Genomic DNA, 12,987 nt, shown 5'->3' with positions numbered 1-12,987 from the left:
TTTATTACTCTAACAAATTATCTATCATAGACTGTAAATTTGTTATATCGCAATACTGATTATGTCCCCCTCTGTAATCTTTCGCATGTTGGGCTGTCCGTATCAAGAAAGAATCAAGTTCTATTTTTACACTGCGACCTATTCGGGACAAACCGGAAGAGTGACTGATGTAAACGAATTTGCCGTTTCGTTCAATGAAACAAGAGGTATTATAATGCCCTTTTAAGTTGGATATTACTTTTGCGCCAACAGTTGTTGCATATTTAGAAATCTCACGTACCAAAGCTGTTTGAAAACTGCGGTATTCTTTTGAAACATAGGCTCCTGCATCTGCAAGGATTGCATTCTGCCATTTGGTATAAAAATTCTGTGCCATATTTTTAAATATTAATTCTGTAAATAACTCTCCCAACTCTCTTTGTCAATAGTTAATTTGTTCATTTCCCAATCGTATTCCACTTCCGGCATATCAGAATAAGGGAAATACACAGTGTAGCCTATCTGTCCATAAGAACAATGTAGCGGTATAACGCAAATCTCCTGACCACAATAAGGCTGTGGCGTACAATATTTCTTCCAATCAAAACGACCTGCTGCTATATTGCAGCAAAGTAATTTTAGAGTTACTATACCTTTCCAACTCTGAAAATCTTTTTTATAACCTTTTTTCATACTACTAATGTGCTATATTATAATAAACTTCGGGTTCACTTGACACGTTGTAAATCCAGCTTCCGCAATGTACCAATAAAGCATTCTTGCCATAATAGAGTTTCTTCATTCCGGTTATACTTCCTGTTATGTGAAAGTTAGGGAAACGACTGATGTCTATTTTCTGTGCATCGCATCTGTAGAGTGTTTTAGTTCTCATTGCATTTATTTTTTTTAAGTTGTTTTTTATTTCCCTCTTCTTGAAGCCTTCCGACTTCACCCAAGAGGTTGTTTCATGTGCATTTTCAACGGTGGATGCAAGAACTATGAGCAAGTAACCGGAATGAAATTTTATGAATACCGGAATCTGTGATTGCGGAAGGTTACGTCAAATTTCATTTCAGGTAGCAACAGCGGTACTTGAACATCGTTTGCCACCGTACCTTTGCGCACGAAACAAACAACGGTGCATGTCGGGACTGTGAGAATGTAATACAATTAGAACAGGTAATATAGAATCGGTAAAAGAGGCTGTGAATTGGTAACAGAGGTTCGACAGAACATGGTCTATAAAAGTAATCGGACTGTTATATAGGAAGATGATAACCACCCGCTTGAGTTGCGGGTGGCTTTAAAAAAATCATATGGAGTATCAGAAGTGATAGTCGATGACTCCTCCGATATAGAGTATCGTTCCCGGTTCAAGCGTGCAGACAAACTCCATAAATGCAAAAGATTTTTCGGCAAATGACTGGTATCCCTCTCCGTCCAAATAGAAATGATACGCAATATCCAATGGATTTTCCAATGCCTTTTCAAGTTGATAAACAGGGCCTACAAACTCCAACATATTTTCCGTCGTAATAGCTTCAGCTTTCTTACGGATGTTAGTCACAAAGTTCTCTTTCCATTGTTCCACACCACCAATGTAGCGCATGGTGTCATCGCCTACAAGTTCGAATATATCTTTGGGTAGGGCAGTATTGACCAAATAACGAATATCTTCCTTACGTTCTTCGTCATCTATCTCCGCACAATAGTCATAGAAACTGCCATCTCCCTGATGGAGAGTGTCTTCATTCAGATAGTTTTCTTTTTCTATCCCCATTTTAGAAATCTGAAAAATTCGGCTGTGCATAATTTTAAAATTTAAATGATTAAACTTTATTCCCTTTGCTTGAAGCTCTTCCGGCTTCTTGTCAGGAATGATTTTTATGCGAAATTGACAGCAAGGAAAGGATGGATAAGGCAAGTGAATAGTGAATGGAATGAAGTGGAATACCCAAATCTTCGATATGCGGAAGGCTGCCACAAGTATCCGGAAACTGTTAGCGCAGCGTTACTTGACGACCATTCTAAAGCTGTATCTTTGCATACAAAATCTCTCAGATAAGAACTGCCGATGTGCGATATAAAGAATATCCGGATTGGAAGAATATAAAAGACTGGAGAAGCACTCTGCGACTGTATAAAAGGGCTGGAGGCGACAAAGTCTCTCCAATCTGCATGGCAAATTAGAGAGGCTTATCGGATAATGATAGTTCGCTGAACGCTGTCAGCATACCGTCATTTCGTTTTCTGCATCGGATTAGTCTTAGCCTGCGGCATATTCATAGATGTTACAGAAAGATTTGTCATTTTCATTTTTCCATTGTTCGGCAATAGCAAGAATTTCTGTTATTGATTCGACAGACTGACCGCTTATCTCTTCAAACCACTTGAATATTTCTGTCTGGTTGACAAAATATTCCTTGTACCATTTGTCGTCTGGAGTACATAGGTCTGCAATGTACTTGTCGGGAAAGTATTTGCCCTCTTGGTCATTTGTCCAATACTCAGCCAGACCTGGCTCTTCCGATTGATAGAAATAACATAGTGTTGGGAATTTCTCACATACAAGTTCAAATGTTTCATCACACGGAGACCAAGCTGTTTCCGTTGTGAATTTCAAGATATTGCCCTCCATTTCGAGGTTACTCCAGTCACCTCGGCAATGAATTTTGTTATAATCGCCACCCAAAGCATTCACAAGGCATCCCAACCATGTTTTACCGAAACCGTTAGGAACAGACGGTTCTTTCTGTTCTTGTAACCTTTTCATCAACTTGTAGAGGCTTTTTACTTCTTCCGCGTCACCCTCTATAGCATATGACGCACTGCACCAATTTGGCATAATCGTAATTTTTTATATTAGAATTTCTTTTATTCCCTTTTTTAAAGCCTTCCGACTTCGCCCAAAAGGAGTGTTTTCATGTGCGTTTCAAACGGTGAATGCAAAAACAACGGACAAGGAACCAGAAATGAAATTTTATGAATACCGGAATCTGTGATTACGGAAGGTTACGTCAAATTTCATTTCAGGTAGTGACAGCGGTACTTGGACCGTGTTTGTCCACCGTACCTTTGCACACGAAAACAGACCTACGGCGTATGTCAGGTCAATAAATGTGTTATACTGTTAGAAATGGAGTACGACGAGTAAACAAGGAATAAGAGCGGTAACGGGAGTTCGGTGGAGCATGGCTATAAGAGTAATCAGGCTGAATATACAATACAAGGAAATGCTATCCACCTGCTTTGGCTACAGGTGGATATGTTGTTGTCATTCCGCACCTCTTATGATGGTGAGTTGGTCGGGACGGTTAGGAAACCAATAAGAATCACTGTCAATATATACACATCTGCCACTATTACAGAGATTCCCAAAAGCTAAGACCTCACAAGGTCCAAATATCACTCCATAATCGTTTGTAAACGCCACCATATCTCCCACACTCAAGTCGTTTTCCGTATCCATCACTTTGGAAAGGTGGTCGTAAAACTCAATACCTTCAGCTTCACGTTCTGTTTTCCAACGCAAAAAGTCTTCTTTATGACTTCTACCGGTATGTATCGGTGATAATTCTGAAGGAAAAACCTCCGCTTCCGAAGTATCAGATGCAATCAAAATAACGCTATCCTCTTCAATGTTTTCCGGAATAGAAGCCACTTGGTAAACCCCATTAGACAGACCACTATCTGGGTCATGCCAATAAAGAAGATTACCCAGCTTGATAAAATCGTATTTTCCCATATTCTTTGATTTATTATTTCCCTTTGCTTGAAGCTCTTTCGGCTTCTTGCCGGGGATTGATTTTTATGCAGGATTAACAGTGGAATAAGGGCGATAAGACAAGTAAACAGTGAATGGAATGGAACGGAATACCCACCCTTCGAATGTCAGAGCAGAAGCAGGCTTGTCCTTTTATACCTTGCAATGAGAAGGGGACTGAAAGTCAATCTTTGATTTGAGGAAGGCTGCCGTAAAATATCCAGGAACCGTTAGCATAGCGGTGCTTGACAATCGCCCGGACACTGTACCTTTGCATATAAAATCTCTTCGGCCAGATTTGCCGATGGTGCGATAAGGGAATACTCAGAATGGAAAAACATAAAAAGGGGTATCATGTTATAGGCGAAATATATAACAGAGCTAATATAAGTCCTAAAAAAATATTTTTGCTATCTTTGCCAACGTATTATATAATATTAAGAACATAACAATGAAAAAAACATTTACACAAATCTGTGAATTGTTCGATCAATTCTCAAAAGATGCCAACCTCCAGATGGAGAAAGGCAACAAAGCTGCCGGAACTCGTGCCCGCAAAGTATCACTTGAACTTGAAAAACTTCTCAAACAGTTCAGAAAAGAGTCACTTGAAGCATCGAAATAACTTTCATTCTGGTTCTGACAGTAGGAATATGGCGAACTTCACGTGTACCATATCGAAAAAGCCTCTTCGCTTCACAGCGGAGAGGCTTCATTGATTATGACAAAGTTAAACATCAATTATGCGAAATTTCTATTTCGCTTTTGGAAAAAACAACTCCACTTTCGTATGTCTGTTGGCTTCCACGGGCATATAGTCGGCAATTCCACCTTTGCTAACTCTGATAATCCGCTTGGCTGGTATTCCACGTTGTTCCAGTTCTGCGGTAATAAAACCTGCTCTCGATATACTCAAAGAATCATTGATACTTGATGTTCCTGTAGAACTGTCGGCAGCACCAGTTACCCTCACGGATAAACTGTATTTCTTAGCTACACGAGCCAGTTCGTCAAGATTAAGCCTCTGTGAGGTATCCGTCAAATGTGTCGTATTGAGAGCAAAGAAGAAATAGATGGGTGCACCGATGCACTCTCCATCAGCGTATGAAAGAACCGTGGAATCCATAGCGAGAGTGTCCTGATGGGCGGACGGCACATTTCGGGAAGCCGTATAATTATACGATGGCTTTCCATTCTCAGTCTGAAGAATAGTCGTGTCAAGAGGTGACGACCCGTCCCAATAGCTATGCTTCAACCTTGCACGAAGCGAGTTCAAACCGCTATAATTATTTATAGGATATCTGCATCCGGTTATATCGTCGTTGTCAAAGATATGGCTATATGTATCGAGTAGTCCTTCGATTTCCAGAATTTTCTTTAATTCCACGAGCGTTCGCTTGTCTTGATTGTGACGTCCCACATAACGCCTGTTCTCCTCCGAAAGGAAGTTACCATAATCGACAAGCAGTTCGTTCCGATGGATGTAGGGTGCTGTATCCACCGCGCGCTTCCAGCCGACCTTACCGAGATGAAAGGTGAATCCGGCAGTCAGCGAAAGCATGTGATCGCCCGGACGGTTTGGATAGCCATACCCGTCGAAATCCTGGAATGTAGTTGTGTTAGAGAGTTCCAGCATAGCACTAACCCGTTTGGAAATACGGTATTGTGTTTGTATGCCGTAAGAAAGCGCAAAGGGATTGTTCCCGTTGGTGGCGTTATGTAGCAGACCGACACCCATAAAGGGTGCAAGTCTCCAACGTACCTGTTCCTGTCGGGCATATCTGCGTCCAAGGAGATTCCACAGGAGATCTGCATGGATATAATGGTAATCCTGCGTAGATAATTGTGCATCCTTAAACTGCAAGCCACTATAATTTACCCTTGCGCCGACCAAAGGAGTAAACCACTTGCCGACAGCGAGGCTGTACGAAGGTTTCACTCGTCCAAAAAGGTCTTCACAACCGAGAGGTGTACCAAGAAGAACTGTCGCACCTCCGGATATGCTAACAAACCAGTTGCCGGTTCGGGATGCCGGAAGTAGCACCCCGTTGAGATAGACGGGCTGCATCGGTTGAAGCAATTCCGCTACTTCATAATGAATAGTGTGTCGTACAGTGTCCTTCTGTACGGGTTGTACACTTGCTTGTGCCTGCAACGTGCAGAGCAAAGCGAAGATGAAAATAATTTGTTTCGTCATATTCCAATGATTTCATTAGTTATACTTTTAATCAGGTGTAAGGCGTATGCCATTTACCGTTTAGATTTCTTGCCGATAGTCGAGCGCATCATGCGGCTCGCCATCCTCATACAGCGGAGTGCCCATGCCCGATTGTCCTCGTCCTCGTCGCGTCCCCATTTGAGGTCACTCCCTCCGCCTCCACCACCATGTGATTCGGCAAATGTAGTGGCATCATCTACCATTCCGAGAAATAGCATTGTCGCACAGTGCATGATTTCCGTACCCCGCTCGGCGATAGACTGTACCAGTGAATCGTCAAAGAGCTGTCGTTCTGAAACATTCATTTGTGCCGATGCGTTACGATACTCGCTGATTATACTCTCCAGTAGGACGTCTTTAAACAAGCTATCCACTTTGGAGTGTACATCACGGGAATATTGATAGGCCTCCTCTTTGAGTTCTTCGGTACGTTCTTCAATGGCCCCCATATCCTTTTTCAGTTCGATGAGTTGCCGGTCAGCCGTCTGCAACTTTTCCTGCTTGTCTGCCAGTTGTCTGATGATTCCTTGCAGCTCTTTTTCCAACATTTGTATTTGGATTGCCAATTCTGCCGCATTGCCTTTGTTTTCTTTTAAATTGTACTCGGCTGCCGATAACAAAGTTTCTTTTTCAGTTTTCTGCTTTTCAAGATTGCTAACCATTGTCGTAAGCCCTTTGACTCTGCGTTCTGCCAACCGGATGTCTGATTGAAGTTCACCCAATACCTGTTGATGGCGTTTGATATTATCCTCGATTGTTGTACACTCTTCAGACAACATTCGGCGGTATTCCTCAGTCGTTCTGTGCCGTGCACCCGTTTCGGATATGCTTGTTCCTCTTGACATTCCCCACTTTGTATTGACTTCTGCGAAAAAGTCCGTATGAAGTTGTTTCATTCTTGCACTATATTCAAACTTATCCTTACCGGCGAAGATTTCCTTGTACGCAAAGCGACTATCCTTGATTGGCAGAAGCGTACAGTGGATATGCGGGTTCAATTCATCCAGATGTACAATGAATGCAGCGATGTTCTGCTCACCATATCTGCCACAAACGAATGAATAAACATCCTTCGCCCAGCGTTCAATGTCACGCTTCCGTTCGATGCGGGTATTGTCCGCACCTTTTTCAAAGTCCACCTGTTGCGTACCGAAAGCAAGTTCCTGCATTCGCTTCCGTGAACCGCCGAAGATGATATTTACCACCGTGCGGTATTTTGGTTCGAGCAGCCCCTCATTAGGATCTTTGATTCCACGGTGACTTAATATGTCCGCCATCCGTTTGGGAATGCTACGGCTTGTGTCGATGGGATGTATTTTACCTCCGGGCGCAATCTCGAAGTTCAGCCGTTTACGCGTAGGATCATAATTTCCCTTACTCATAGCGTACTTCTCTGCCTTTTCACTACGGTCACGCAGATGTTCATTACTTTGGGCGGTGGTAATCCCTTTCGACACCTGCACGTCAAGTACCTGTTTTTGATTTGCCATACGTTTTTCATATTGTTTCGGACAATCTACCGTGTCCCAGCTTGCTGCTTGTTCGGACACCCTTCCCACCAACGTCAGGCAGGTGGGGTATTAGGCTCCCCCTTCCCTTTGTTCGTGGCAGACGGGCAAGCCCAGATGCCTTCTATAACTGGCAGGGATCTTCACTGGATACAAAAGTAGATTGTTGCGGTTATACGTTCTGTTTTCAATCTCCAATCTGGTACGTTGCCTCTTGTGCCTTTGCAGCGAATGCCAGAAAAGGCTTAAAAAGCGTTTTAAGGAACTCCCTGTCATCTTCATCATAATCGGTATTGTCATCCCTATCTACATCAAGAATAAGCCCGGCAATACCTTTCGAAGTTGCGACAAGTCCTGTCCAGTCCCCATACAATTCCAATCGGAAGTAGTCCATAAACTCTGCACTGTCGTCGAATCTCGACTTACGCAGTGCCCGTTGTATGGCGGCAAATGCAATGCACTCCAAAGCTACCATACGAATCTTGACAGCCCGTTCATCATCATCCGCTGCCAGATTGATGCGAGTGATACTGTCCGGAGATGGGCAGTTATCGCATATGCCAGCTTCATCCATTGCCCGACGAACAAGTTGTTCACACTTGATACCGGTCTCGTCAAGGGACACTTTGCCGATTATCCAATCGGACAATACCTCACGTAGCTGTTCTGCAAGGTTCAACTTCTTCTGTCCATTGCAAGACTCCGTGGATTGGCTGGTTTGCACAGTCATGGTAATGATGACGCTTTTGGAAAGCCGGATGCGATTCAACAAGCCGAACTCTTCCATTACATCCAAAAAAGAACGGACAGTAGCCCTATGCCAATGCCATTCCGATGAAAGGTCGGAAACAGTCACGTGGCACTGGTTGGGTTGAAGTTCGTAGCCTTTGTTCCTTAAAAAAGGGGAAACAAAACCTGCCAAAGATTTATCCAACAAATCACAGAAGGCTTCTGTCTTTGTTTTTCGTTCACCGACTTTTTCCTTGAGGTAGTCAAATACTTCTCTGTCTGCCAATATAGGGACAGCTATTTTCTGCTTGGTTTTCATTTTCATTTCATTTTTAAATTATTACTATTGTGCGGATATATCAGTGTTGCCGCTATCCGCATCTTGCGGCAATATCGCGTGATGATGGTCATAATAACTTTCGGCTAATAGTCCGGGGAATTTCATCCATTCAGAGATTATGCCTATGTCCTGAAATTCGGTCATAACCCGAACAGAGGGATAGAACAGGGCAGCCAAAAGAAGATAGGCGGCAGTTACCGCCGTCGTGTACAAGTGTGGAACAAAACTGATGGCCAATGCCACCAATGAGAGTATGGCAAACATACATGGTCGGTCACATAAACCTCTTAATAACTTGTCCGCTCTCCTAAATGAATATATAGTGGCACAGACAGCGGTTGAAAGAAAAATACCTAACTCTCCAACATGTCCGCTGATGTAAACATAGTGGAAGAGCAATAGCAAAATCAATACGACCCGTACATATAGTTTACGAGCCTTTACACTGTGTATCATAGCATCATAGAACCTTACCATAAAAGAACGGTGGCTCTTGTACAATGTTAATGGCAATACGAAAAGTATTATACAGAAGATAAGTTGTAGTATATTCCAAATCATAAATAATAGGGTTTTTCGCGTATTTGAATGGGTGGTATCACCAACTCTAATTGGACAATATTGTGGGTGGCCAACAGGATGATAACTTCGGCATCCCTCGGTGAAAGGTATATCGCTGCTTTCTTAATACGTTGCTTGAACGTATGCTCCTGCTTGCGGTAGGCTGCCAATGCCTTATCCAGTTTATGTTCTGGAATTGTCCATGTCATGCCTTTGGCGTATGAGCCTTTGTCTTTGTAAGCCCGCAGTATCAACGTGCGGGAAACAATGTAGTTGATATATCCGTTTCTTGACAAAGCATACTCCTTGTAGAAATTGTCATCAACAACCTCTATCCACGTCCGGTATTCCCTAATCCAATAAACCATTTGTCGGTATAGTGTATCCCGCATAACATGGCCATTAAAGGAAATTCATCAAGAGATCGTCTTTGTTCTTCTTATACTTGAATGTACCACTTTTGGAATGAAGTTCCAAATCAAGGCACAGCTCGCCGTACATCTGCTCAAGAGAATCATAGATGGTAACAAGAATGCTATTTACCTTACCGTCTGCATCTGTCTTGCAATTCATCTTGAACATCTGTCCAAATGCTGGGTTGGAGTATGCACAGGTGCTATGCCCGAATTTGTCAGCGTGCGTGGGGATGTGGTGGTAGAGAGTTATAAGCTCCATATCGTCCTCAAACAGATCCATCACTTCCTCCAAGTCGTAAGGGTCGCGTAGCGGGAAGGTCAGTAGGGCGTAGTCACCGTAGAATTGTGCTTCCTCCATTGTCGTCACATCAAGCAGTTGCGGTAGTTGCAGAGGGACAAATGTCATAAAGTCATTGAAAAAATGTCGTAACATATTCATATTTTTATATTGTTAGAGCGTCTGTATGAAAATATCCATAAGCATTCCTGGCAATTCAGTCAGTTGACCACTTTCCGATTGCAGGATTCGGCTCAAGGTTTTGAACGTCACAGGTGTCTGTGCCGCCATCCGGTCAAGTTGTTTCCGTTCTTTATCGGAAAGCAATGTCATAGAGAATCCGTCCAATGAAGTATAAGGTTGGATAAGCATCCATATATAGGCATGTGCTTGCGAAGAGGTCTTGATTTTTTTGTTCCGAACATCTTCTATACAAATCTGCATATTTTGTATTTGGCGACGGTTGGTGCGCATCGTCAAATAAAGCATAGCCTCCCGATAGGTAATCTCTTTTCTCTCGGCGGCAAGGAATATCTGCGAACAACACTGTTCGGTACCACGTGTGATGTCAGCCATACTCTCACCCTCGAAATCGTGCAAGTGAGAGAGGAACGCACGGAATATGGCATCTTCTTTAGTGATATAAGTAATCAGTTCATTGCGGCTATGTATGCCATTACGGATAGTTCGGGTCAGTAACATACGGTATGCCGCAAGGATTTGCTCTTTGTTACCCTTATGAAACGGAAGGTTATCCAGTGAGTTGAAAAATGGGCGGATTTCTCCAGCGGCATGATGCAGTTCCTCATCATTGTTATAAGGTGAGAACTCTCCTTTGAGAGCTAAAAGTTCCTGATAAGTACGCGTCTTTGAGAGGGCTAAGCGTGAGAACTCAATGCGGATAGAATCATGCAGTCTGATACACTCTTCACGCTGATTGGAATGGGGGTGACTGATCGTATCATTCCGGAAATGCCTAAAAACAGAGTCTTTTACAGTTTGCCATTGTAGGATATGTTCGGTCAATACTTGAAATGAAGAATCTTTCTGACGTCGTATATTGTACAAATACTCCCTGTATATTCCGGCAGGATCGTTCGTAGCTTCAGACAATGATTTGCCATTTCTATCGCTGCATGATATCAGGCCCAATATGGTCAATGAAACGATACATCTTCCAGTCAAAAATGATGGAGCCTTGTAGTATGATTTTAAAATTTTCATATTCAACAATTCATATTTAACAATGCAAATCTATATATTATTTTTGTTGCAAAAGCCCTTTTATATCGCATTTAGTATAATTTTTGGTATCATATTAACAATATGATTGTCAATGAAAATAAGTGCAAGAAAAAGAGCTAAAAAAAGGATTCAGCGAGATTTTTTCCACGATATGATTTTAGATTCAAATGAAAGTGCTATATTTGCACTTGTTATCAAAACAGTGTATATTAAAATGGCAAAAGTTGGCTATATATTCAAGGAAAATAATGACAGTTTTGATGCTGAGAGAGAATGGATGCAGCGATACGGTTGTGTACAAATCGTAGAGGAAACAGTTGAACATGAAACATTGAGACCTATGTGGAAACAGCTTATGGCGAATCTTCAAAGGGGCGATGAAATAGTCATATCCAAATTCAGCAATGCCGCACGCGGCTTAAGAGAACTGGCCGCGTTCATCGAACTATGCCGTATCAAAATTGTACGTGTCATATCCATTCATGATAGAGTTGATACTCGCGGTGAATTATTCCCCGGTACGACAGCAGCCGATGTGTTGTGGATAATAGGGGCATTTCCGGAAGAAATTGCCGCACTACGAAAATATTCCGCTCATGTCGAGAAGTTACGCCAGAATATCAAAGCCCCGGCTGTGCCAAAGGTATTACCTAAAGCTGAACGAGATAAGACAATCGTGGATATGTATATCAACGGTCATTCTTTCGATGATATTTGGGCTGCAAGCGGTTTTAGCAGCAAAAGTTCTATTTGGCGCATACTCAATAAATATGGCGTAAAACTTGATCGTGGCCAAACCAGCGGTCCGCGTGTCAAACAGAAACCGGAAGAGGACGGAACAAATGAAGGTGATTCCTGATAGAATTTTCACATAATCAAGATCGTATATTTGTTTTTCGGTTATTATTTTGTATTTTTATTATTGTTAAAACTATAAAAGTAAGACTTATGGGAGATATTATAATTGTATTGCTGGTATTCTGGGTTGTCGGCAAGCTCCTGAAGGGCGTGTTTGGCGGTTTCAGTAAAAGCAGTTTCAAAGATGATAAGTAGGCCAGCCAAGGGATGGGTACATACGGCCAAAAAGACTGGTTCAAGAGGCGTGAAATTGTAAAAAGGGAGTGGAATGGAATAAATATAAACGGAGCTTCCGGCAACAGGAATCCAGGATACATCGGTTGCGATATACCCTGAATCCATGTTGGATATTGTCTGTCCGGGAATGTTTAGGTTTTCCACCTGTACCCCTCGTCTGTCAGTTCCAAGTATTCCTTTAATTCCGGTTTTACGAAAAAAAGAATTTCAAAGGCTTCGTTACTTCCGTCATCGGGGAATGTCATGTCGGTTTCTCCATTTCGGATAATCCCTTTACCCACGTTGGAACCAAGGTCTTCATCCGCATAGGCATACAGAAACTCGATGTCCGGAAATTTCTCGGAGAGTGTTTGGATAAGCAGCGGCACACCTGCCCAAGCCGTATCAAACCAAAGCACGTTCGGTTCTTCAAAATTCTGATTAAGGGCATTCCATTTTGTACCCCAGTTGGCGATAGACCACTCGTACCAAGTGGTATAACCGTACTTTCTTTGATTTTCCAGATACAATACTCCAAGCTGTAACGCTTCTTTTCTGCCTTCTTCCGTCAATCCTTCCATCCATTGAATGACTTTCAAATCGTCCGGAGAATTGAATGGCTTGCGTTGCATTGCTTTGAGATATTTCATACCAAATTCCCCAGAAGTGGACGCCTCTATCAGTAGGTCCTTTGGCATAGGGATAATGTTGTTGAAATCAATATAGCAAGGCGTACTGTCTTCATCAGTTTCTCCTTTTAAGAAATCCATCACATTTTGTACTGTTTCTCTGTCTGCGTTTATTTCTAAACGGTTTGTTACATAATTGGGCATGATTTTAATTGTTTAAAAATTGGTTAGTATTAACTTTTATTTTC

18 protein-coding genes are annotated in these 12,987 nt (G+C 42.3%); 3 read left to right on the top strand and 15 right to left on the bottom strand.

Annotated features, from left to right (window positions below):
* Positions 1-4: 4 nt before the first annotated feature.
* From HMPREF0999_RS03580 to HMPREF0999_RS03565, 4 genes are all read right to left on the bottom strand, one after another.
* Complete coding sequence (locus tag HMPREF0999_RS03580) at positions 5-376, bottom strand: hypothetical protein (protein WP_008669124.1); 372 nt, start codon at positions 374-376, stop codon at positions 5-7.
* 11 nt (positions 377-387) lie between these two features.
* Positions 388-672, bottom strand: coding sequence for a hypothetical protein (locus HMPREF0999_RS03575; RefSeq protein ID WP_008669123.1), 285 nt, complete (start codon positions 670-672; stop codon positions 388-390).
* Between the two features lie 4 nt (positions 673-676).
* A complete protein-coding gene (locus HMPREF0999_RS03570) occupies positions 677-871 on the bottom strand; it encodes a hypothetical protein (RefSeq protein WP_008669121.1) in 195 nt (64 codons plus the stop codon).
* Positions 872-1,303: 432 nt separating this feature from the next.
* Positions 1,304-1,789: a hypothetical protein gene (locus HMPREF0999_RS03565; protein ID WP_008669119.1), complete on the bottom strand. Its 486-nt coding sequence runs from the start codon at positions 1,787-1,789 to the stop codon at positions 1,304-1,306.
* A 15-nt stretch (positions 1,790-1,804) separates the two neighbouring features.
* On the opposite strand from HMPREF0999_RS03565, the gene HMPREF0999_RS23200 reads away from it, so the two are divergent.
* Positions 1,805-2,044, top strand: coding sequence for a hypothetical protein (locus HMPREF0999_RS23200; RefSeq protein WP_007761481.1), 240 nt, complete (start codon positions 1,805-1,807; stop codon positions 2,042-2,044).
* Between the two features lie 201 nt (positions 2,045-2,245).
* Here HMPREF0999_RS23200 and HMPREF0999_RS03555 read toward each other — a convergent pair whose 3' ends face one another.
* Entirely contained in the window at positions 2,246-2,824 is a 579-nt protein-coding gene (locus HMPREF0999_RS03555) for a hypothetical protein (RefSeq protein ID WP_008669116.1), read from the bottom strand.
* Positions 2,825-3,253: 429 nt separating this feature from the next.
* Complete coding sequence (locus tag HMPREF0999_RS03550; RefSeq protein WP_005836725.1) at positions 3,254-3,724, bottom strand: hypothetical protein; 471 nt, start codon at positions 3,722-3,724, stop codon at positions 3,254-3,256.
* A 469-nt stretch (positions 3,725-4,193) separates the two neighbouring features.
* On the opposite strand from HMPREF0999_RS03550, the gene HMPREF0999_RS03545 reads away from it, so the two are divergent.
* Entirely contained in the window at positions 4,194-4,367 is a 174-nt protein-coding gene (locus HMPREF0999_RS03545; RefSeq protein ID WP_007898898.1) for a histone H1, read from the top strand.
* A 129-nt stretch (positions 4,368-4,496) separates the two neighbouring features.
* Here HMPREF0999_RS03545 and HMPREF0999_RS03540 read toward each other — a convergent pair whose 3' ends face one another.
* The 7 genes from HMPREF0999_RS03540 to HMPREF0999_RS03510 form a co-directional block, all read right to left on the bottom strand.
* A complete protein-coding gene (locus tag HMPREF0999_RS03540) occupies positions 4,497-5,939 on the bottom strand; it encodes an OmpA family protein (RefSeq protein WP_008669113.1) in 1,443 nt (480 codons plus the stop codon).
* Positions 5,940-5,992: 53 nt separating this feature from the next.
* On the bottom strand, positions 5,993-7,450 hold the full coding sequence (mobV, locus tag HMPREF0999_RS03535; protein WP_008669111.1) for a MobV family relaxase: 1,458 nt from the start codon (positions 7,448-7,450) through the stop codon (positions 5,993-5,995).
* Between the two features lie 205 nt (positions 7,451-7,655).
* Entirely contained in the window at positions 7,656-8,516 is an 861-nt protein-coding gene (locus tag HMPREF0999_RS03530) for a hypothetical protein (protein ID WP_005836721.1), read from the bottom strand.
* 24 nt (positions 8,517-8,540) lie between these two features.
* Complete coding sequence (locus HMPREF0999_RS03525; RefSeq protein ID WP_008669107.1) at positions 8,541-9,098, bottom strand: hypothetical protein; 558 nt, start codon at positions 9,096-9,098, stop codon at positions 8,541-8,543.
* The gene (locus tag HMPREF0999_RS03520) at positions 9,095-9,490 is read right to left on the bottom strand and encodes a hypothetical protein (protein ID WP_005836719.1); all 396 of its coding nucleotides are present in this window, start codon (positions 9,488-9,490) and stop codon (positions 9,095-9,097) included. The genes HMPREF0999_RS03525 and HMPREF0999_RS03520 overlap by 4 nt, the downstream gene beginning before the upstream one ends.
* 10 nt (positions 9,491-9,500) lie before the next feature.
* Positions 9,501-9,947 (bottom strand): hypothetical protein, encoded by a 447-nt coding sequence (locus tag HMPREF0999_RS03515; protein ID WP_007761496.1) that lies wholly within the window; start codon positions 9,945-9,947, stop codon positions 9,501-9,503.
* An 18-nt stretch (positions 9,948-9,965) separates the two neighbouring features.
* Complete coding sequence (locus HMPREF0999_RS03510) at positions 9,966-11,015, bottom strand: hypothetical protein (RefSeq protein WP_008669104.1); 1,050 nt, start codon at positions 11,013-11,015, stop codon at positions 9,966-9,968.
* Between the two features lie 235 nt (positions 11,016-11,250).
* Between HMPREF0999_RS03510 and HMPREF0999_RS03505 the strand changes: the two genes are divergently transcribed.
* Entirely contained in the window at positions 11,251-11,895 is a 645-nt protein-coding gene (locus HMPREF0999_RS03505; protein ID WP_029257182.1) for a recombinase family protein, read from the top strand.
* Between the two features lie 44 nt (positions 11,896-11,939).
* On the opposite strand, the gene HMPREF0999_RS22630 is transcribed toward HMPREF0999_RS03505, so the two are convergent.
* A complete protein-coding gene (locus tag HMPREF0999_RS22630; protein ID WP_185150583.1) occupies positions 11,940-12,236 on the bottom strand; it encodes a hypothetical protein in 297 nt (98 codons plus the stop codon).
* A 26-nt stretch (positions 12,237-12,262) separates the two neighbouring features.
* Positions 12,263-12,943 (bottom strand): hypothetical protein, encoded by a 681-nt coding sequence (locus HMPREF0999_RS03495; protein ID WP_008669101.1) that lies wholly within the window; start codon positions 12,941-12,943, stop codon positions 12,263-12,265.
* Positions 12,944-12,987: the final 44 nt, after the last annotated feature.

This window comes from Parabacteroides sp. D25, from assembly GCF_000307475.1.
Taxonomy (GTDB): Bacteria; Bacteroidota; Bacteroidia; order Bacteroidales; family Tannerellaceae; genus Parabacteroides; species Parabacteroides distasonis.
The sequence above is the reverse complement of the archived record's forward strand: the minus strand, read 5'-3'. Positions and strand labels throughout refer to the sequence as shown.